The organism is Pseudonocardia tropica (assembly GCF_040105315.1).
Classification (GTDB): Bacteria; Actinomycetota; Actinomycetes; order Mycobacteriales; family Pseudonocardiaceae; genus Pseudonocardia; species Pseudonocardia alni.
In genome coordinates this window covers 153,681-173,206 of record NZ_JBEDNP010000009.1, presented here as the reverse complement: position 1 = coordinate 173,206, position 19,526 = coordinate 153,681, and the positions used below count along the sequence as shown (strand labels likewise).

Annotated in this window: 22 protein-coding genes, 1 tRNA gene and 1 pseudogene; 12 read left to right on the top strand and 12 right to left on the bottom strand. The window is 75.1% G+C overall.

Annotated elements, in window-relative coordinates:
• Nucleotides 1-59: 59 nt before the first annotated feature.
• Together selD and cds1 are read left to right on the top strand one after the other, a co-directional pair.
• The gene (gene selD, locus WHI96_RS16700; RefSeq protein ID WP_345640264.1) at nt 60-1,094 is read left to right on the top strand and encodes a selenide, water dikinase SelD; all 1,035 of its coding nucleotides are present in this window, start codon (nt 60-62) and stop codon (nt 1,092-1,094) included.
• A gap of 20 nt (nt 1,095-1,114) precedes the next feature.
• A complete protein-coding gene (gene cds1 / locus WHI96_RS16695) occupies nt 1,115-2,215 on the top strand; it encodes an L-cysteine desulfhydrase Cds1 (RefSeq protein WP_345640266.1) in 1,101 nt (366 codons plus the stop codon).
• 31 nt (nt 2,216-2,246) lie between these two features.
• On the opposite strand, the gene WHI96_RS16690 is transcribed toward cds1, so the two are convergent.
• The 3 genes from WHI96_RS16690 to WHI96_RS16680 form a co-directional block, all read right to left on the bottom strand.
• On the bottom strand, nt 2,247-3,500 hold the full coding sequence (locus WHI96_RS16690) for an amidase family protein (protein WP_345640268.1): 1,254 nt from the start codon (nt 3,498-3,500) through the stop codon (nt 2,247-2,249).
• A gap of 43 nt (nt 3,501-3,543) precedes the next feature.
• Nucleotides 3,544-3,636: transfer RNA gene (locus WHI96_RS16685), tRNA-Sec, on the bottom strand.
• A gap of 6 nt (nt 3,637-3,642) precedes the next feature.
• Complete coding sequence (locus WHI96_RS16680) at nt 3,643-4,035, bottom strand: STAS domain-containing protein (RefSeq protein ID WP_345640270.1); 393 nt, start codon at nt 4,033-4,035, stop codon at nt 3,643-3,645.
• A gap of 86 nt (nt 4,036-4,121) precedes the next feature.
• Between WHI96_RS16680 and WHI96_RS27880 the strand changes: the two are divergent.
• Nucleotides 4,122-4,685, top strand: a pseudogene (locus WHI96_RS27880) (acyl-CoA thioesterase); the annotation flags it as partial.
• A gap of 16 nt (nt 4,686-4,701) precedes the next feature.
• On the opposite strand, the gene WHI96_RS16675 reads toward WHI96_RS27880, so the two are convergent.
• Nucleotides 4,702-6,144, bottom strand: a complete 1,443-nt coding sequence (locus tag WHI96_RS16675) for a glycosyltransferase family 2 protein (RefSeq protein WP_349302402.1) — start codon at nt 6,142-6,144, stop codon at nt 4,702-4,704.
• A gap of 405 nt (nt 6,145-6,549) precedes the next feature.
• On the opposite strand from WHI96_RS16675, the gene WHI96_RS16670 reads away from it, so the two are divergent.
• Complete coding sequence (locus WHI96_RS16670; RefSeq protein WP_345645620.1) at nt 6,550-7,842, top strand: competence/damage-inducible protein A; 1,293 nt, start codon at nt 6,550-6,552, stop codon at nt 7,840-7,842.
• Nucleotides 7,843-7,900: 58 nt separating this feature from the next.
• On the opposite strand, the gene WHI96_RS16665 is transcribed toward WHI96_RS16670, so the two are convergent.
• The 6 genes from WHI96_RS16665 to sodN all read right to left on the bottom strand — a co-directional run bounded on the left by WHI96_RS16665 (nt 7,901) and on the right by sodN (nt 11,356).
• The gene (locus WHI96_RS16665; protein ID WP_349302401.1) at nt 7,901-8,500 is read right to left on the bottom strand and encodes a superoxide dismutase; all 600 of its coding nucleotides are present in this window, start codon (nt 8,498-8,500) and stop codon (nt 7,901-7,903) included.
• A gap of 254 nt (nt 8,501-8,754) precedes the next feature.
• The gene (locus WHI96_RS16660) at nt 8,755-9,309 is read right to left on the bottom strand and encodes a DUF1697 domain-containing protein (RefSeq protein WP_345646073.1); all 555 of its coding nucleotides are present in this window, start codon (nt 9,307-9,309) and stop codon (nt 8,755-8,757) included.
• 50 nt (nt 9,310-9,359) lie between these two features.
• A complete protein-coding gene (locus WHI96_RS16655; protein ID WP_345646076.1) occupies nt 9,360-9,539 on the bottom strand; it encodes a hypothetical protein in 180 nt (59 codons plus the stop codon).
• A gap of 60 nt (nt 9,540-9,599) precedes the next feature.
• Nucleotides 9,600-9,965, bottom strand: coding sequence for an antibiotic biosynthesis monooxygenase family protein (locus WHI96_RS16650; RefSeq protein ID WP_345646079.1), 366 nt, complete (start codon nt 9,963-9,965; stop codon nt 9,600-9,602).
• Nucleotides 9,962-10,453, bottom strand: a complete 492-nt coding sequence (locus WHI96_RS16645) for a MarR family winged helix-turn-helix transcriptional regulator (protein ID WP_345646081.1) — start codon at nt 10,451-10,453, stop codon at nt 9,962-9,964. The genes WHI96_RS16650 and WHI96_RS16645 overlap by 4 nt, the downstream gene beginning before the upstream one ends.
• A 495-nt stretch (nt 10,454-10,948) precedes the next feature.
• Entirely contained in the window at nt 10,949-11,356 is a 408-nt protein-coding gene (gene sodN, locus WHI96_RS16640; RefSeq protein WP_345646084.1) for a superoxide dismutase, Ni, read from the bottom strand.
• On the opposite strand from sodN, the gene WHI96_RS16635 reads away from it, so the two are divergent.
• The gene (locus WHI96_RS16635) at nt 11,309-11,776 is read left to right on the top strand and encodes a S24/S26 family peptidase (protein WP_345646087.1); all 468 of its coding nucleotides are present in this window, start codon (nt 11,309-11,311) and stop codon (nt 11,774-11,776) included. The genes sodN and WHI96_RS16635 overlap by 48 nt on opposite strands.
• A 96-nt stretch (nt 11,777-11,872) precedes the next feature.
• Nucleotides 11,873-13,102, top strand: a complete 1,230-nt coding sequence (locus tag WHI96_RS16630) for an FIST signal transduction protein (protein WP_345646090.1) — start codon at nt 11,873-11,875, stop codon at nt 13,100-13,102.
• A gap of 4 nt (nt 13,103-13,106) precedes the next feature.
• Here the strand turns inward: WHI96_RS16630 and WHI96_RS16625 are convergent, their stop codons facing one another.
• Nucleotides 13,107-14,234, bottom strand: coding sequence for an epoxide hydrolase family protein (locus WHI96_RS16625; RefSeq protein ID WP_345646093.1), 1,128 nt, complete (start codon nt 14,232-14,234; stop codon nt 13,107-13,109).
• 57 nt (nt 14,235-14,291) lie between these two features.
• Nucleotides 14,292-15,050 (bottom strand): IclR family transcriptional regulator, encoded by a 759-nt coding sequence (locus WHI96_RS16620; protein ID WP_345646096.1) that lies wholly within the window; start codon nt 15,048-15,050, stop codon nt 14,292-14,294.
• Between the two features lie 70 nt (nt 15,051-15,120).
• Between WHI96_RS16620 and WHI96_RS16615 the strand changes: the two genes are divergently transcribed.
• The 6 genes from WHI96_RS16615 (at nt 15,121) to WHI96_RS16590 (ending at nt 19,488) form a co-directional block, all read left to right on the top strand.
• A complete protein-coding gene (locus WHI96_RS16615) occupies nt 15,121-16,344 on the top strand; it encodes a 4-hydroxybenzoate 3-monooxygenase (protein WP_345646099.1) in 1,224 nt (407 codons plus the stop codon).
• Nucleotides 16,345-16,373: 29 nt separating this feature from the next.
• Nucleotides 16,374-17,072, top strand: a complete 699-nt coding sequence (pcaH, locus tag WHI96_RS16610) for a protocatechuate 3,4-dioxygenase subunit beta (RefSeq protein WP_345646102.1) — start codon at nt 16,374-16,376, stop codon at nt 17,070-17,072.
• Nucleotides 17,069-17,656 carry a protocatechuate 3,4-dioxygenase subunit alpha gene (gene pcaG / locus WHI96_RS16605; protein WP_345646105.1) on the top strand — a complete coding sequence of 196 codons (588 nt, stop codon included), beginning with the start codon at nt 17,069-17,071 and terminating at the stop codon, nt 17,654-17,656. Before pcaH ends, pcaG begins: the two co-directional genes overlap by 4 nt.
• A 127-nt stretch (nt 17,657-17,783) precedes the next feature.
• Nucleotides 17,784-18,359: a GtrA family protein gene (locus WHI96_RS16600; protein WP_345646107.1), complete on the top strand. Its 576-nt coding sequence runs from the start codon at nt 17,784-17,786 to the stop codon at nt 18,357-18,359.
• Nucleotides 18,323-19,234: an alpha/beta fold hydrolase gene (locus WHI96_RS16595; RefSeq protein ID WP_345646110.1), complete on the top strand. Its 912-nt coding sequence runs from the start codon at nt 18,323-18,325 to the stop codon at nt 19,232-19,234. Before WHI96_RS16600 ends, WHI96_RS16595 begins: the two co-directional genes overlap by 37 nt.
• Before the next feature lie 26 nt (nt 19,235-19,260).
• Nucleotides 19,261-19,488: a hypothetical protein gene (locus tag WHI96_RS16590; RefSeq protein WP_345646113.1), complete on the top strand. Its 228-nt coding sequence runs from the start codon at nt 19,261-19,263 to the stop codon at nt 19,486-19,488.
• The last annotated feature ends 38 nt before the right edge of the window (nt 19,489-19,526 follow it).

The window sequence follows — 19,526 nt, the reverse complement described above, 5'->3', positions numbered from 1 at the left end:
CCGGCGGTCGACGGTGTGTGACGCGGGCGATCACGGAGCGACGCTGCCAGGATGGGGGCATGTCCGACACCGGTGTCGTCCGTCGTCTCACCGAGTTCAGCCACGGCGCGGGCTGCGGCTGCAAGCTCGGACCGGCCCAGCTGGGGGAGGTCCTGGCGGCGGTCACGCCCCCGTCCCATCCGGACCTGCTGGTCGGCACCGACACCGGCGACGACGCCGCGGTCTGGCGGCTGTCCGCGGACCGTGCGCTGGTCGCGACCACCGACTTCTTCACCCCGATCGTCGACGACCCGGGGACCTGGGGCGCGATCGCCGCCACCAACGCCGTCTCCGACGTCTACGCCATGGGCGGCACCCCGCTGTTCGCGCTGAACCTGGTCTGCTGGCCGTCCGAGCAGCTCGGGCCGGACGTGCTGGCCGCCGTCCTGGAGGGCGGCGCCGGGGTGGGGCGCCGGTGCGGGTTCGCCGTCGTCGGCGGGCACACGATCGACGACCCGGAGCCGAAGTACGGCCTCGCCGTGGTGGGGGAGGTGCACCCGGACCGGGTCCTGACCAACGCCGGCCTGCGCCCGGGCGACGAGCTGGTGCTGACCAAGCCGCTCGGGATCGGCGTGACCACCACCGCGGTGAAGCGCGGGGTTCCCGCGGACGTCGACGCCGCCGTCGCCGTCATGACCACCCCCAACGACGACGCCGCCGCGGCCGCCCGCGGGGCGGGCGCCACCGGCTGCACCGACGTCACCGGCTACGGCCTGCTCGGGCACCTCACGAAGATGACCGTCGCCTCGGGGGTGGACGCCCACGTCGACGTCGCCGCGGTGCCGCTGCTCGGCGGGGTGCGGGAGCTGGTCGCCGACGGCGTCGTCCCCGGCGGCACGCTGCGCAACCGCGCCTGGATCGACGACCGGATCGTCGCGGGCTCCGCGGGCGAGGAGGACCTGCTGGTCCTGTCCGACGCCCAGACCTCCGGCGGGCTGCTGTTCGGCGCCGCCCCCGGCCGCGGCGACGCCGCCGTCGCGTGGCTGCGCGGGCGCGGGTACGACGCGGCCCGGATCGGCACCGTGACCGAGGGGACCGGGCTGGTCCGGCTCTGAGACCGATCTAGGGTCGGGGCGTGCAGCCCGTCGACCGTTCCTGTGCCCGTACCCGCGCCTGGGTCGACGAGGCGGTGCGCCGTGTCCAGGCCGACGCGAACCGCTCCGCCGACACCCACCTGCACGTGCTGGACCTGCCGGCCGGGTGGGGCGTGCAGGTCTACCTCAAGGACGAGTCGGTGCACCCCACCGGCAGCCTCAAGCACCGGTTGGCCCGGTCGCTGTTCCTCTACGCGCTCGCGTCGGGCTGGATCACCGAGGGCACCACGGTCGTCGAGGCCAGCTCCGGGTCGACGGCGGTCTCCGAGGCGTACTTCGCCCGGCTGCTCGGGGTGCCGTTCGTCGCGGTCATGCCGCGCTCGACCAGCCCGGAGAAGATCGCGCTGATCGAGCGGGAGGGCGGGCGCTGCCACTTCGTCGACCACGGCGGTGAGGTCTACGCCGAGGCCGAGCGGCTCGCCGCGGCCACCGGCGGGCACTACCTCGACCAGTTCACCTACGCCGAGCGCGCGACCGACTGGCGCGGCAACAACAACATCGCCGAGTCGATCCTGGCCCAGCTGGCCGAGGAGCCGCACCCGGTGCCGGAGTGGATCGTCGTCGGGGCCGGGACCGGGGGCACCTCCGCCACGATCGGCCGCTACCTGCGCTACCGGCGGCTCGCGACCCGGCTGGCCGTCGTCGACCCGGAGGGGTCGGCGTTCCTGCCCGGCTGGACGGCGGGGGACCCGGCGTACGCGACCGGGTCGGCGTCGCGGATCGAGGGGATCGGGCGGCCCCGGATGGAGCCGAGCTTCGTCCCGTCGGTGATCGACCGGATGGTCCCGGTGCCCGACGCGGCCAGCGTCGCCGCCGCGCGCCACCTGCGCGACCGCACCGGCCGGTGGGCGGGCGGATCGACCGGCACCAACCTGTGGGGCGTCTACCAGGTCGTCGCGGAGATGCTGCGCGCCGGGCGCGCGGGCAGCGTCGTCACCCTGCTGTGCGACGGCGGCGAGCGCTACCGCCACAGCTACTACGACGACGCCTGGGTCGCCGCCCAGGGCATGGACCTGGCGCCCTACACGGAGACCCTCGACCGGTTCGTCGCGACCGGGGTCTGGTCCCCGCCCGCGGACTGAGCCGGCACGCCGGCCCGGACCGGGCCGCGGATCATTCCCCGGCGAGCAGGGCGGCGGTCGCGAGCAGCCGCCGTTCCGACCCGGGCCGTCCCACGAGCTGCACGCAGCCGTGCTCCCCGGGCCGGTGCACCGGCGCGACCACCGACGGCAGACCGGCCAGGTTCCACGCGGCCACCCCGGTGGAGCCGGCCCCGGACGCCCCGGGCGGGGCGGGCAGCAGACCGGCCTCGGCGCCGGCGTCGTCGAGCCAGCCGACCATCCGCTGCCGCCACGACGCGGGCGTCGCGGGACGCAGCCCGCCCAGGCGCCGGACGCGGCGGCCACGCCGGACGAGGCTGCGGGCGCTGCGCGGCAGCTCGGCGGGGTCGAGGCCGAGGTCCTCCACCCGGCGGGCGAGCCCGGCCTGACGGCGGCGGGCCGAGTGCACGACCAGCACGGCCCGGTACGGCGGGTCGGCCGCGACGAGGCCCAGCCCGGCGTCCTGCAGCAGCCGGATCGCCGCGTGCACCGCGGACGCCGAGTCCGGCCCGGCGAGCCGGGTGCGGCCGGTGCGCAGCGACGCGGCCAGCGAGGAGACGGGCGCCGCGGCGGATCGGGGGTCGGTGCCGGCGGGGGTGGTGAGCCGTAGCACCGACGACGGCGCGGGCGGCCCGCCGGTGCCGCGGGAGAGCGCGTCGAGTACCGCGGTGAGGTCCTCCGCGCGCCCGGCGAGCAGGGTCGGCTCGGCCAGCCCGCACCAGCGCCGCTCGGCGGCGTCGGGCAGCGGGAGCACCCGGCGGCCCGGCTTGAGTGCGGCGATCCCGTGCGCGGCGGCCGCGCAGCGCAGGGTGCCGTCGCCGTCCACGCCGATCCCGAGGGGGACGACGCCGGAGGCGACCACGGTGGCGGTGGCCCGGCCGCCCGGGGTGGCGTCGAGGCCCACGTCGTGCTCGGCGGTCCGCACCCGCCCGGCGACGAGTACGCCCGCGGCCCGCAGCCTGCGCACGATCTCGTCCCCCCGCCCGGCGACGGAGATGCCGTCCTCGACCACCACCGGGACGCCCGCCAGCGGCAGGGCGAACCGGTCGGTGCGTCGGTCGAGCGCCGCGGCGGCCGCGCGCAGCGGCCCGGGGTCCATCACCAGCCCGGCGCCCACGGGGACCGCGTCGTCGGGGGTGGCGAGGAGCCGCTCGGCGACCGTGGCCGCGCTCAGCCGTCCCTCGCGCACCGCGGCCGCGAGCCCCGACACCCCGGACGGGCCGTCACCCGAGGTGGGGGACAGCTCGTCCAGGTGCCGGATGCTCATCGCGGTGGGGCTCGTCGTCCCGGTCGTCGGGGGTGGTGGTCGGCGGAGGCGGACGGGAATCGAACCCGCCTGGCCGAGATGCTCGGCCACGTCGGTGTTGAAGACCGCGGGGGCCACCAGGCACCCATACGCCTCCGGGTCGTCAGGCCGTGCGGAGCGCCTCCGGCACGCCGTCGGCCACGTCGAACAGGGACATCAGGTTGGTCGCCTCGAGTGCGCGGGTGACGGCGTGCGAGCCGCAGACCAGCCGGAGCCGGCTGCCGGCGTTCTCCGCCTTCTCCTTGCCCTCGACGAGCGCCGCCAGCCCGGCCGACCCGAGGAACGTGACCCGGGTCAGATCCACCACCAGCAGGCTCGCGGAGCCGATCCGTTCGGCGAGTCGTGCGCTCAGCACGGGCGCGGTCATCGTGTCGATCTCGCCGTGCACGTGGACGACGACGGCGCCGTCACCGTGCTCGACCACCTCGAAGCGGACGACCTCGCCGACGTCGGGGCCCTGGTCTCCCCCCACACCGGTGGGCGTCTCACTGCTCATGTGTCGTGCTCCCTCGCGAGTCGTCGCCGTCGGCGCCGTCGACGTGCTCGTGTCCGTTCCGGGACGCGCCGTCGACCTCACCGTGAGTGACAACCGGCCGCCGTTGCTTGACGTACCGCTCGTGCTGCCTCCGCACCAGCCTAGTCAGCGCGGCCTCCCACCCTACGACCGCGGTCGTGGGTGGCACAAACGTTCCGCGACGCGGTCGGGCGCGCTGCCCGGGGTGGTCCGGCGCAGCCGGCAGGGAGTGGACCACGGGCGTCGAGCAGTCTCCGCCGTTCGGGGTACGGATCGGTGTCCGCAGCTACGAGACGGACGTGAACGGGCACGTCAACCACGCCGTCTACCACCAGTGCGGCGAGCACGCCCGGAGGGAGCACGTCCGCGCCGCGGGGGCGTCCCAGCACGCGCTCGGCACGCACGGTCCGACGATCGTGCTGCTGCCGACGACGGCGCACTCCCGGGCCGAGCCGAGCGCCGGCGACCAGCTGCGGATCGACGCGGTGATCGCGTGCACGGCGCGCAAGCCGTTCACGATGAGTCACCGGATCGTCCGGGTGGCCGCGGCCGACGGCGCCCGAACGGACGATCTCGCGGCCGAGGTGGAGTGCACCCTGGGGGTTCTCGACACGACGACGCGACGGCTGGTCGCCGGCCCGCGGCGGCTCAGCCGCGCCGGGCGGGACCGGCGCCGTACGGGCCGCCGGTGCGGACGGGGACGGGCCGGTACCCGCCGGTGTCCTGCGGGCGCCCGGGTGCGGCGGCCGGGTGTGCGGTGCTCCGGGGCCGGTCCGGCGCGACCGCCGGGTACCCGCCGGTGCCCTGCGGCCGGGCGGGTGTGACGGCCGGGTGGCCGCCGGTCGCGAGGATCTTGTGCGGGGCGGTCGTCCCGGCCCGCGCCGGCCCGATCAGCGGCGGCACCGCTCCGCCGGCCCGCCGCACCGCGCGGCGCGACCGGAGGTAGGCCCGCGGGCCGTTCAGCAGGCCCCGGTTGCGCGTCTGGTCGGCGTCGTCGGGCATCGCGTCGCCGGCCCCGGCCTCGCGGTCGGAGATGTGGCGCAGCCGGGCGACGGCCGCCGGGAGCCGGCGCAGCGCGACCGACCGGCCCTGCGGGGACAGCGCCACCTTGGCCAGGAAGCTGCCCAGCCCGACGGCGTAGCCCTCCATCTGCTTGCGCAGCGCGGCCTGGTCGGGGCGGTGGTGGTGCCACAGGTAGGCGCCCGGGGCGTAGCCGAGCACGTGGCCGGCCAGGATCATGCGGACGAGGAACTCGCAGTCCTCGCCGCCGTGGGTGGGGGTGCCCGGGCCCATGGCCTCGTCGAAGCCGCCGACGGCGCGGGCGGCCCCGGCGCGCACGGCGAGGTTCGCGCCGATGCCGAACAGCCCGGGGGCGAACGGGAAGATCGGGGAGTCCGCGGGGGGTTCGGCGAGGGTGAACCGGCGCGGGGTGAAGCCCTTGTTCCAGGCCAGGGCGACGTCGGCGGCGCGCTCCTCGGGGCTGCCCAGGCGGGCGGCGAGCACCGGGCCGGAGACGCAGGCGAGCTCGGGGTCGGTGGCGAAGGCGCCGGCGATGCGCGAGGCCCAGGCGGGGTCGACCTCGGTGTCGTCGTCGGTGAAGGCGACGATCTCGGTGCGGGCCTCGGCCAGACCCCGGTTGCGCCCGACCGACGCGCCCCGGCGGGGCTCGCGGACGTAGCGGACCCGCGGGGACCCGGCAGCGGCGACGGTGTCGCGGGTGAGCTCGTCCGGCGGGTCGTTGTCGACCACGACGACCGACAGTGCCGGGTGGTCGGAGGCGAGCACCGCGCGCAGGCAGCGGGCCAGCGACTCGGGCCGGTTGCGGGTCGCGATCACCACCGTCACCGGGGCGCCCGCGACCGGCGCCGGGGCCACCTGCTCGGGTGACCCCAGGGTGATCAGCGCGGACCGCAGTTCCGCGACCGTCGCGCGACCGCCACGCAGCGGCACGGTCACCTGGCCCTGCGGAGTGCCACCGACGGTGACGAGCAGACGGGCGGCGTGGAAGGCCGGGTCGACCCGCAGATCACGCAGCGGGCCGAGCCGGTCCAGTTCACCGACCCAGGTCGCGGCGTCGTTCGGCGCAGACATCCCTGACATGGGACACAGTGTCGGGTACGCCCGCTGTGCTCACACTGAGAGTGCGCAGCTGCCGGAGAACGGACACCATGCGTGTGCGTGGTCGCGGAGTTCACCGGATGTGGTGCGACGGGCGGCGTCGACGCAGGTCGGAGCCGTGCCGCCCGATCGTGTGCCGTACGGGTGACGACGGCGGCCGCTGTGTGCGGTTGCCCACGGCCGTCCGGGGGCACGACGAGCGGCGTTCGCGATGCGACGACACGCCGGAGTGGTCCGGTTCCGGGCGTGTCGCCCACGGTCATCACCCGAACGGGTGGCGAGTCCACACCGGACGGCGTCCCGACGCCGCGGACCTGCACCGATGGTGACCCCGCGCGCGACGGGGTGCGGACGTCCCGGCGCGGGTAGGTTCGGATCATGAGCGAGTCCCGTCCCACCGCGTCGGTCCTGGTCACCGGGAGCGAGCTGCTCACCGGCCACGTCGCCGACGCCAACGGCCCCTTCGTCGCGCGCGCCCTCGGCGAGCTCGGGTTCGCCGTCTCCCGGGTCCTCCTGGTGGGGGATCGCCCGGAGGACCTGCGCTCGGCGCTGGAGTTCGTCGCCTCGGACGACCTCGTCGTCACCTCGGGCGGGCTCGGGCCGACCGCCGACGACCTGACCGCCGAGGTCGTCGCCGGGTTCGCGGGCGCGGAGACGGAGGTCGACACCGCGCTGCAGGGCCGGATCCACGACCGGGTCGCCGGCTGGGCGAGCCGCGCCGGCTGGGCCGGGCCCGCGCTCGACGCGGCGACGGCCAAGCAGGCCAGGGTGCCGCGCGGCGCGAGCGTCCTCGAGCCGGTCGGGACCGCGCCGGGGCTGGCCGTGACGCGGCCGGGCGGGCCGCTCGTCGTCGTGCTGCCGGGGCCGCCGCGCGAGCTGCAGGGCATGTGGCCCGCCGCGCTGGAGTCGGCCCCGGTGGCGGAGCTGCTGACCCGGGTGCCCCGCGCGGAGGCCACGCTCCTGCGCTTCGCCGGGCTGCCGGAGTCCGAGATCGCCGAGACGCTGCGCGACCTGGAGGCCGAGCTCGACGTGTCCGGGGTGGAGGTGACCACCTGCCTGCGACGCTCGGAGCTGGAGGTCGACCTGCACCCGCTGCCCGGCGCCGAGCCCGTGGCCCGCGAGCTGGCCGCCCGCATCGTCGACCGCCACCGCCGCGCACTCGTCAGCGACGACGGCAGCACCACCGACGAGCTGCTCGCCGCGGCGCTGGGCGCGAAGGGCTGGACGGTCGCGACCGGGGAGTCCTGCACCGGCGGGCTGCTGGCCGGGCGGCTCGTCGACCGGGCCGGGTCGTCGGCCTACGTCGCGGGGGGCGTGGTCGCCTACTCGAACGAGGCCAAGACCGCGCTGCTCGACGTCCCCGCCGCGCTCATCGAGGCGCACGGAGCCGTGTCGCCGGAGGTCGCGCGGGCACTGGCGGACGGTGCACGGGCGCGGTTCGGGGCGGACGTCGGCGTCGGTGTCACCGGCGTCGCGGGCCCCGGCGGCGGTACCGGGGCCAAGCCCGTCGGCTACGTCTGCTTCTGCGTGACCACCGCCGACGGCCAGGTCATCGCGCGCGACCCGCAGCTGCCCGGCGGTCGCGCCGACGTCCGCGAGCGCTCGGTCGACCTGGCGATGCACCTGCTGCTGCGCGCCACCGGCGTCACCGGGCCGGGCGCGCACCGCTGAGAGCACGGCGCCCCGCCCGGGGATCCCGGACGGGGCGCGCTGGCGGTGCGGGGGAGGCTCACCCCTTCGCGGCGGCGAACCGCTCGGCGGCGTCGGCCCAGTTCACGACGTTCCACCAGGCCTTCACGTAGTCGGGCTTGACGTTCTTGTACTGCAGGTAGAAGGCGTGCTCCCACATGTCGAGCAGGACGATGGGGGTCTGGCCTGCGGGGAGCTGGGACTGCTGGTCGTAGAGCTGGTGGATGAGCAGGCGGCCGCCGAGCTGGTCGTAGCCGAGGATGGCCCAGCCGGAGCCCTGGATGGTGGTGGCGGCGGCGGTGAAGTGGGCCTGGAAGCCGTCGAAGGAGCCGAAGTCGGCGTCGATGGCGGTGGCGAGGTCGCCGGTGGGCTTGTCGCCGCCGTCGGGGGAGAGGTTGTTCCAGAAGGCGGTGTGGTTGACGTGGCCGCCGAGGTTGAACGCGAGGGTCTTCTCGAGTCCGACGACGGCGCCGAAGTCGTTCTTGTCGCGGGCCTCGGCGAGCTTGTCGAGGGTGGTGTTGAGGCCCTGGACGTAGGTGTTGTGGTGCTTGGAGTGGTGGAGCTCCATGATTTCGGGCGCGATGTGCGGGGCGAGCGCGGAGTAGTCGTAGGGCAGGTCCGGGAGCGTGTACTCGGCCATGGGTCCTCTCCTCGTGGGGACGCGCGGCGGGATGCCACGCGTGGTCACGTGCCACTATGTAGCAACTGCTGCCTACCCGCGACGGGTGACGCGCACGCATGGACGCAGCGAGTCGCCACATGTACCCTTCTGCAAGTCACTTGCAGGAATGCGGGCGACGCGGTGGGGATCGTTCTGGCAGCTCGAATCCACCGTCGACGGCGCCGTGCGCCACGTCCGGCCGGACGCGGCCGCGGCGCCGTCGCGCGTCCGGATCAGCCCAGGAGCTCGGCCAGCTTCTCCACGGTCGCCCGGTTCCGCATCGTCCCGCCCTGGCCGCCGCCCTTCGTCCGGGCGGCCAGCCGGGTGGCGAGCTCGCTGCGCCCCAGTCCGTCGGGCAGGTGCAGCCAGACCACCCGCCCGCGGGCGACGGCGTCGCCCCGCCCGCCCTTCGCCCGCTCGGCCGCCAGTGCGGCCGCGATCCGCTCGCGGTCGTCGTCGGACACCGGGTCGGACCGGAACACGGCGTGCAGCTGCTTCGCGTCGGTGACCTCCGGGTACGGGTTCGCCGCCACCGCGGCGAGGTAGTCGTCGCGGCCGAACACGACCACCGGGCGCTCGACGCCGAACTCCTCGACCAGCACCGCACCGACCGTGGCGGCGACCTCGTCGTCGCCCGCGGGGCTGGTCAGTGCGACGTTGCCGGACTGGATGTGGGTGACGACGTCGGCGCAGCCGCGCTCGCCGAGCGCCCGGCGCAGGTCGGCCATCGGGACTCTGCCGTGGCCGCCGACGTTGATCCCGCGCAGCAGCGCGACGTGGGTACGCATGCCGGGGATGGTGCCGCGTCGACGACGACGAGTCATCCTGACCCCGAGGGTCACGACGGGCGGTCGGCGGCGGCCGGCACGGCGGCGGCCGGCCCCGCCGGGGTGAGCCGGTCCGAGCGCAGGACCAGGGTCCCCGCCCGCTGCCGGCCTGCGGCCGCCGGGTCCAGCCGGCTCAGGGCCCGGTCGAGTGCCGACCCGTCGCACCACGCACGGACGCTGGTCGTGCTCACTCCGGGCCGTCTGCGGGCGGCTGCCCGCAGTTCTGTTCGCCCGGCCGACCTCCCCGGCGATCAGGCCGTGCAGATTCCGGGGACCGCGACCGGGGTGCATACCTGCGGCGCCGCTTCGACGCTGTGCGGGTATCTGGCGACCGCGGCGCGGAACTCGGGCGAGGTGAAGGCCGTACGTAGTGCGGTTGCCGACTCCCAGGTGGCGATGTTGACGAACGTCGCGCTTCCGCCGGTACCGCGGTGCAGCTGAGTCCGGACGAAGCCCGGCTGGCGCTTCATGAACGCCGCGTCATCGCTCCAGACCCGCAGGAAGAGGTCCACATCGGCGATATCCATGGTGAAGAGGTTGATCAGCTCTATCGGCCCTTCGTCGCCGTCGAGCTGTTCGGCGTACGTGACCTGCCGGTCGACCTCTCGGAACTTCATGTCGCAACCCCTCTCGTCGTTCGTGAGATCTGCGCAGCCGGCTCGGTGTCGAACCCGAGGCGGACGGACAGGGTCCGCAGGATGCGGGACGCGGCCTGCAGCTCGGCGGCGGGCAGATCGGCCACGAGTCCTTCGATCCACTCCTGTTGTATGGCGGTGAGGCGCTCGTAGGCCGCCGTCCCGATGTCGGTCAGGCCGAAGAGCGGCGAGCGCGCATGATCGAGGTTCGGCTCGGAGGTGAGCATCCCGTCATGAACGAGCCGGTTCACCGAGGCTTGCACGCTCTGCCGGGTCAATCCCATCCGACGGGCGACGCGAGGGACCGGTGCAGGCTCGCCGGCGAGGGCGATCGCGCCCAGAACCTGCCAGCGCGCGGACGTCAGACCTTCGGTAGCCGCCAGCCGGTCGCCGGCACCGAGGAGTAGGCCATTGATCATGAACACGTCCAGGACGAGTTCGGTACCCGCTGCCGCCGCCCCTGATTTCATGACAGGATCCTGTCGATACGACAGGTAGCTGTCAAGACCCGAGTGGTGCTCTCGTGGGGTCGGGCCCTGCGGGCGGTGCATCGGCAGACGCGGTCGAAGCGTGTGTCCGGGTTCGGATGATGCGCGACGGGCCGGCTTCAGATGATCGGTGACCGCTCCTGGCCGGTTGCCGGGTCTCGGACACCGTCGGCCTTGAACCGGGTCGGGGGCCGGGTGCCGGTGCGGGGGATCGGGTGATGACGTCGTGGGCGTGTTCGTCGTAGACGGTCGGCCGCCGGTGTGCGTCGAGGGGCTGCTCACGGACGACCGCGCGGTCGGGCCGCGCCAGGCCGACGGGATGGCACTCGAACCGCAGCCGGGGCGTGTGGGGGAGAGCGGGGCCGGCGAGGGCGCCCCTGGGCCGTGGTGGGGCCGTCGGAGACCACCCGACAACGAGAACGACGCTGACCGACGGGAGAAGGTTCCCGCTGGTCAGCGCCGTCTCAGAGCCTGTGATCAGGCGGCCTGCTTGGTCTCCCAGAAGATCTTGTCGATCTGGGCGATGTAGTCGAGCAGCTCCTGGCCGGTGGCCGGGTCGTTCGAGCCCTTGGTGCCGGACGCGCCGGCGGCCTTGGTGGCCTTGTTGAACAGCTCGTGCAGCTCCGGGTACTTCTCGAAGTGCGGCGGCTTGAAGTAGTCGGTCCAGAGCACCCACAGGTGGTGCTTGACCAGGTCGGAGCGCTGCTCCTTGATCTCGATGGCGCGGGACCGGAAGTCCACGTCCTCGTTGCCCTGGTACTTCTCCTGGATCGCCTTGACCGACTCGGCCTCGATCCGGGCCTGGGCCGGGTCGTACACGCCGCAGGGGAGGTCGCAGTGCGCGGTGGCCTCCAGTCGCGGACGGAGAATGCGGGACAGCCGCATGAGTGTCCTCCCTGGTGGGGTGATCGTTCTGGCATCGGCGACCCTACCCTCGCGACGGTGGTCGGGCAGGACGACCACGTCACGGGAGATCCACTCTGGAGGGAGTCCGCGATGCGCCTGCGGAGGGTGACGGTGCGGGGGCCCTCGATGTCCCCGGCCCTGTCCGACGGCGACGTCGTGCTGGTCCGGTTCGGCGCACCCGTCCGGTCCGGCGACGTCGTCCTCGTGACCTGGGGGTCCCGCCCCGGACAGCTGTCGGTGAAGCGGGCCGTGCACCCCGACGGCGACGGCTGGCACGTCCGCGGCGACAACCCGTTCGGGTCCACGGACTCGACCACCCTGGGCCCCGCCCGCGTCCACGCCGTCGCCCGCCACCGCCTCTGGCCCCGCCCCGGCCGGGTCCCCGCCCCCCGCCGCTGAGTCCCGCACGGGAACCGGCGTCCCCCACGGGTCCCGATCCCGTGCGGGACGCCCGAACCCGTGTGCGAGCCGCCGGCTGACGTAGCGTCGGGAGCCATGGGTGCGGACGGGCGTGTGCGGGTCGGGGACGGGTTGGCCGTCGGGCCGGATCTCGTCGGGGCCGCGGAGGTCGCGACGGGGCAGGCGCTGGCGGCGCTCGGCGTCGTCCCGGACCTCGTGGTGTTCTTCCTCTGCCCCGGTGCGGGGCCCGCCGCTCCCGTCGAGGAGGTCGAGGCCGCGGGGCTGCGGGTGATGGAGCTCGCCGCGCCCGGCGCGACGATCGGGACCACCGCGCACGGCGTGATGGCCGACGGCCGCGGCGTCGAGGGCGAGCCCGCCGTCGCCGTCTGGGCGGCGTCGCTGCCCGGCACCCGGGTCCGGACGATCTTCCCGGTCGCCGAGCGCCGCCCCGGCGCCGGACCGGACGGCCGCGACGCCATCGGCGTGCGCGGCCTGGTCCCGCCCGCCGAGGACGACCGCGTCGCCGTCCTGCTCGCCGACCCGTTCGTGTTCCCGGTCAGCGGGGTGCTGGACCGGCTCGCGTCGACGAACCCGGGCTTCCCGGTGATCGGCGGCCTGGCCAGCGGGCCCGGCGGCCCCGGGGTCGACCGGCTGTTCGCCGGCGGCACGGTGCACCACGGCGGCGCGGTCGGGGTGCTGCTCGGCGGCACGTCCGACGCGCGGGTCGTCGTCAGCCAGGGGTGCCGCCCGATCGGGCCGCCGATGGTCGTCACCCGCGCGGAGGAGAACCGGATCGCCGAGCTCGCCGGGCGGCCCGCGGCGGAGCGGCTGCGCGAGATCGTCACCGCGCTGCCGCCCGAGGAGCAGCAGCAGGCGCTGACCGGGCTGCACCTGGGCGTCGCCGTCGACGAGTACGCCGAGTCCCACGACCGCGGGGACTTCCTGGTCCGCGCGGTGCTGGCCGTCGACGTCGGCGACGGCGCCGTCATCGCGGGCGACGTCGTCGAGGTCGGCACCACCGTGCGCTTCCAGGTCCGCGACGCCGCGGGTGCCGCCCAGGACCTGCACGAGCTGCTCGCCCCGGTGCGCCGCGCCGCGCCGGCCGCGGGCGCGCTGCTGTTCTCCTGCAACGGCCGCGGCGCCGGCATGTTCGGCGACGCCGACCACGACGTCCACGCCGTGCGCGTCGGTCTCGACCCGCACGCGAGCGGCTCCGGCGACGCGGCCGGTCCCCGGGTGGCCGGCTTCTTCGCCGCCGGGGAGATCGGACCGGTCGGTCCGGGCAACCACCTGCACGCGTTCACCGCGTCCGTGCTGGTGGTCTGAGACCTCAGCGCAGGGTCCGGAAGAACCCCCGCACCTCGTCGACGAAGGACTCGGGCTGCTCCAGCGACGGGAAGTGCCCGCCGACGTCGGGACGCGAGAACCAGCGCAGGTCGGTGTAGCGGCGCTCCAGCCAGGACCGGGGGAGCTTCACCATCTCGTGCGGGAACTGGGCGACGCCGGTCGGGACCTCGACGTCGTCGAGGCGGCGGCGGACGAAGCTCTCCCAGTAGATCCGCGCCGACGACGCGCCGGCCGAGCCCAGCCAGTACTGCATGACGTTGTCCAGCAGCCGGTCCCGGCTGATCACGTTCTCCGGGTGGCCCGCGCAGTCGGTCCAGTCCCAGAACTTCTCCACGATCCAGGTGCACTGCGCGGCGGGGGAGTCGGCGAGCCCGTAGCCGATGGTCTGCGGACGGGTGGACTGCTCGGCGGAGTAGCCGGAGCCGTAGCGGGAGAACTCCTTGGAGAAGCGGATGTCGGCCTTCTCCTGCGCGGTGAGCTCGGCGGCGTCGTCGGGCTTGGGGGCCAGTGCCATCGTGAGGTGGATGCCGTACAGCATCTCCGGGGCCGCGGTCCCCAGCGCCGAGGTGATCATCGAGCCCCAGTCGCCGCCCTGCGCGGCGAAGCGCTCGTAGCCGAGCCGGTCCATCAGCTGCGCCCAGGCGACGGCGATCCGCTCGACCCCCCACCCGGTCGCCGTGGGCTTGCCGGAGAACCCGAACCCGGGCAGCGTCGGCACGACGACGTGGAAGGCGTCGGCCGGATCCTCGGGGTCGGTCAGTGCGGGCAGCACGCCGAGGAACTCGACCAGCGAGCCCGGCCAGCCGTGGGTGAGCAGCAGCGGCATCGCGTCCGGGTGCTTCGAGCGGGCGTGCAGCACGTGGATCTCGACCGAGTCGTCGCCGCCGCCGTCGAGGCCGGTGCGGTACTGCGGCCACGCATTGATCTCGGCCTCGACGCGGCGCCAGTCGTAGCGGGTGCGCCAGTACTCGCACAGCTCGCGGGCGTAGTCGAGCGGGACGCCCTGGGACCAGCCGTCGACGGTCGCCGGGTCCGGCCAGCGGGTGCGGGCGAGCCGCTCACGCAGGTCGTCCAGCTCGGCGTCGGGGATCTCGATCCGGAAGTCGCGCACGTCGTCACGGTGGCACGGAACACCCCGACGGGCGTACCGGCCACGGCATCGGAACGATCACGATGCGGCGAGCGCCCGGCTGATGCCGCGCGCCGCGGCGCGCACCGCGGGCACCAGGGTGTGCGGGTTCGTCGCGGCCGGCACGACGATCGACAGCCCGGCGACGACCGGCCCGTCGCCGCTGCGCACCGGGGCGGCCACCGACATCGACACCTCCTCGATCTGCCGGTCGGACACCACGACGCCGCTGGTCCGGGCCTGGGCGAGCAGCGCCCGGACGCCGTCGGCGTGGCACACCGTCCACGGGGTGAACCGGCGGATCGGACGGGCCAGCACGGCCTCGACCGCGGCCGGGTCGGCGTGCGCGAGCAGCACGAGCCCGACCCCGGTCGCCGTCGACGGCAGCCGTGACCCGGTCCGGGTGACGATCGAGACGGCGTCACGGCTGGACAGGCGCTCGACGTAGACGACCTCGCCGGCGTCGTCCGGGTCGAGCACGGCGAGCTGCACGTTGTGCCGGGTGACCTCGTGCAGGTCCTCCAGGAACGGCATCGCCGACTCCCGCAGCCCGCGGCTGGCCGGGGCCAGGTGCGCGATCTCCCAGAGCCGCAGCCCGATCCGGTAGCGGCCGTCGTCGCCGCGGTCCAGCGCCCCGCCCGCGGCGAGCTCGCCGGCGATCCGGTGCACCGTCGTCAGCGGGAGCCCGGTGCGCCGGGCGATGTCGGTCAGCCCGAGCACCGGGGCCTGCGCGCTGAACGCGCCCAGCACGTCCAGCACCCGCGCGGTGACCCCCGAGCGGACCGGACGCGTCGTCATGACCGGGCATTCTTCCGCAGAGCGGAAGCGAGGTCGAATGCTCCGGTGCCGGGGCGGGAAGGTGACCCCCATGACGCAGCGACGCGAGTCCCGGACCCAGGTCGGCATCGTCGGAGCGGGCCCGGCCGGGCTCGTTCTGGCGAAGCTGCTCGCGCTGTCCGGGATCGACTCGGTGGTCCTGGAGTCGCGCGACCGCGCCTACGTCGAGGCCCGGGTCCGCGCCGGGGTGCTGGAGGCGCCCACGGTCGAGCTGCTGCGCGGGATGGGCGTCGCCGGACGGCTGGACCGCGAGGGCATGCCGCACACCGGGATCTCGCTGCGCTTCGCCGAGGCCCCCGGCGCCCCCGCCGCCGACCACAGGATCGACTTCGCCGACCTCGTCGGCACCGGGATCACCGTCTACGGCCAGCAGGAGGTCGTGAAGGACCTGCTCGCCGACCGCGTCGACGACGCGGGTCTGCCGGTCGAGTTCGGCGTCTCCGGCGTCGCGCTGCACGACGTCGACACCGACACCCCGTCGGTCACCTACGCCGACGCCGACGGCACCGGGCACGTGCTGCGCTGCGACGTCGTCGCCGGCTGCGACGGCTTCCACGGCGTCTCCCGCCCGCTGGTGGCGCCGGACGTCGCCGAGCGGGTCCACCCGTTCTCCTGGCTCGGGGTGCTCGCGAAGGCCGCGCCCACCACCGACGAGCTCGTCTACGCCCACCACGACGACGGCTTCGCGCTCTACTCGATGCGCAGCCCCGAGGTGACCCGGCTCTACGTCCAGGTCCCGAATGACACCAGGTCGGCCGACTGGTCCGACGCCCGCATCTGGGACGCCCTGCACACCCGCCTGGCCTGCGACGGCTTCACGACCAACGAGGGCGAGTTCCTGGAGAAGCCCTCGGTCACCCCGATGCGCAGCATGGTCGCCGCCCCGATGCGCCGCGGGCGGCTGTTCCTCGCCGGCGACGCCGCGCACATCGTCCCGCCCACCGGCGCGAAGGGCATGAACCTCGCCATCGCCGACGTCCGGGTGCTCGCCGACGCCGTCGTCCGCGCCCTGCGCGACGGCGACACCGGGGGCCTGGACACCTACTCCGACACCTGCCTGCGCCGGGTCTGGCGCGCCGAGCACTTCTCCTGGTCCATGACCTCGATGCTGCACCGCTTCGACCCCGCCACCGAGGGCGGCGACGCGTTCGGGGTCGGCCTGCAGCGCTCCCAGCTGCGCTACACCGTCACCTCCCGCGCCGCCGCGACGAGCCTCGCCGAGAACTACGTCGGCCTCCCGCACGGCGCCGTCTAGCCCCCACCCACCACGAGGAAGGACCGCCGATGCAGGGCTACGCCCCCGTCCCGGCCGGGACCCACGCACCGCTGCTCTCCCCGGACTACCGCAGCACCGCGCTGCGGGCGCCGTCCGAGCAGCCGGTGATCCTGCCGCACCGGCTCACCGAGATCACCGGCCCGCTGCTCACCGGCCCGGTCCGCCCCGGCGACGACGACCTCACGGTCGGCGCCGGCGGCGAGGCGATCGGCCAGCGCATCGTCGTCTCCGGCCGCGTCCTGGACTCCGACGGCCGCCCCGTGCCGGACACCCTCGTCGAGGTCTGGCAGGCCAACGCCGCCGGCCGCTACGCCCACCGCCGGGACGACCGGCCCGCCCCGCTCGACCCGAACTTCACCGGCGGCGGCCGCGTCCTCACCGACGCCCGGGGCGCCTACTCCTTCACCACGATCAAGCCCGGCGCCTACCCCTGGGGCAACCACCACAACGCCTGGCGCCCCGCCCACATCCACTTCTCGCTGTTCGGCCGCGCGTTCACCCAGCGGCTGGTCACCCAGATGTACTTCCCGGACGACCCGCTGTTCGGCCAGGACCCCATCTACAACGCGACGCCCGAGGCGGCCCGCGGGCGGCTGGTGTCCACCTTCGACCTCGACGCGACCCGCCCCGAGTGGGCGCTGGCCTTCCGCTTCGACATCGTGCTGCGCGGCCGCGGCGCCACCGCGTTCGAGGAGCCCCACGCATGAGCCTGCCGCTGACCCCCACCCAGACCGTCGGCCCCTACCTGTCGCTGGGCCTGCCCTGGCCGGACGGCCCGGACGTCGTGCCCGACGGCACCCCGGGCGCCGTCCTGATCAGCGGGACCGTGGTCGACGGCACCGGCGCGCTCGTGCCCGACGCGCTGGTCGAGACCTGGCAGGCCGACCCGGACGGCCGCTTCGACCACCCCGACGACCCGCGCGGCGCGGCGACGTCCACGGTGGAGGGCTTCCGCGGCTTCGGCCGCTGCCCCACCGACGACGAGGGCCGGTGGCGGATCCGCACCGTGCTACCGGGTGCGCTGCCCGACGGGGCGTCCCCCGGTTCCGATGCGCGCTCCGTCGAGGCTCCGCACGTGAACGTCTCGGTGTTCGCCCGCGGCCTGCTCGACCGCGTCGTCACCCGCATCTACTTCCCCGAGCACGCCGAGGCCCACGCCACCGACCCGCTGCTCGCCGCGGTCCCGGAGACGCGCCGGCACACGCTCGTCGCCGTCGCGGAGGGGCCGGGCCGGTACCGGTTCGACATCCGCCTGCGCGGCGAGGGGGAGACGGTGTTCCTCGCTCTGTGACGGTGCCCGGCCGCGCGCGCACCCGCCCGGGGCATCACACCGTGGAGGTGTGACGCGTCCGGTTGATTCCCGGTGATCCGTCGGGGGTACTCCTGCGAAGATCTACCCAGCAGGGGCGGGAGGACCGGTGGACGCAGCACAGTCGGCGGCACACGTGCCGTTCGGGGACCCGGCGACCTCCGCGGCCCGGGTCCGCGGGCGCGTCACCGGTACCGTCGTCGCGTTGTCGCGGCGGTACCCGCTGGCCGTGCAGCTCGCCCGCTACGCCGCCGTCGGCGGTGGGGCGACGGCGCTGAACGCCGCCCTGTTCCTGCTGTTCCGCCCGGTGCTCCCGGCCGTCCCGGCGAACCTGGTCGCGCTGGTCCTCACCACCGCGATCAGCACCGAGGCCAGCCGCCGTTTCGCCTTCGACGGCGCCCCCGCGCACCGGCTGCGCGAGTGGGTGCAGGACGCGGGCACCGTCGCGTTCTACGCGACCTACACCTCCGCGGTGCTGCTCGCGCTGCACCAGCTGGCCGGGGCCACCACGCCGGGGGAGGAGGCCGCGGTCGTCGCGGTCGCCAGCCTCGCCGGCGGGCTGCTGCGGTTCGCGGTGCTGCGGTTCTGGGTGTTCGATGTGGCGCGGCCGGCCGCCGGTGCGCGACCCGACCAGGGAGGACGGCACCCGTGCCCGGAACAGTCGACTTCGACGCCTTCGACCTGACCGTCGGCCCGCCCGAGGAGCGGGTCGTCGTCCACGGGGTGCGCGGCGGCGAGGGCCCGCCCGTCCTGCTGCTGCACGGCTTCCCGCAGACCCACGCCATGTGGGGGCCGCTCGCGGCGGACCTGGCGCGCGACCACACCGTCGTCGCCACCGACCTGCGCGGCTACGGCGAGTCCGGCCGCCCCTCCGACGGCGAGAACCATGCCGGCTACTCGTTCCGGGCGATGGCCGCCGACCAGGTCGACGTCATGGCGCGGCTCGGGTTCGACAGCTTCGCCGTGGTCGGTCACGACCGCGGCGCTCGTGTCACCCACCGGATGCTGCTCGACCACCCCGAGCGCGTCGCGCGGGCCGCGCTGCTCGACATCCTCCCCACCGCCTACGTCTACGCGCACACCGACCGGGCGCTGGCGACGGCGTACTACCACTGGTTCCTGTTCATCCAGCCCGCCGACCTGCCCGAGCGACTCATCGCCGGGGACCCGATCGGCTACCTGCACTCGCTGCTCGGCGGCTGGGGCTCCGGACTGGACGCGCACCCGCCCGAGGCACTGGCCAGCTACGAGCGCGCGTTCGCCGACCCGGCGGCCCGGCACGCGATGCTGGAGGACTACCGCGCCGGCGCCTCGATCGACCTGGAGCACGACGCCGCCTCCGACGCGGCGGGCGAGCGGATCGCCGCGCCCACCCTGGTGCTGTGGGGCGAGCGCGGCGTCGTCGGCGCCAACGGCGAGAGCCCGCTGGAGGTCTGGCGCCGCGCGGCCGCCGATCCCGGGCTGGTCACCGGGGAGGCGGTCACCGGGGCCGGGCACTTCCTCGTCGACGAGCAGCCCGCCGCCACCACCGCGGCGGTGCGCGCCTTCCTCTGCGGCTGACCGGGCGATCCGGAAGACTCGTGCGTATGCGACGAACCACCCCTCTCCGGGCGCTGCTCGGCACCCTCGCGGCGCTCGCGCTCGTCCTCACGACCGCCGCGTCCTGCGGCGGCGGGTCCGCGACCCCCGCGCCGGCCCCCCAGCAGCAGCAACAGCAGCAGGGCACGGACGACGACGACCGCGACGGCGACGACGACCAGGACGGCCGGCAGGACGGCGACGACGGCGGCAACGACGCCGACGACGACGGCTGAGCGCGCCCGGCCCGTGCCCCGTGCGGGGTCCGGGCCGG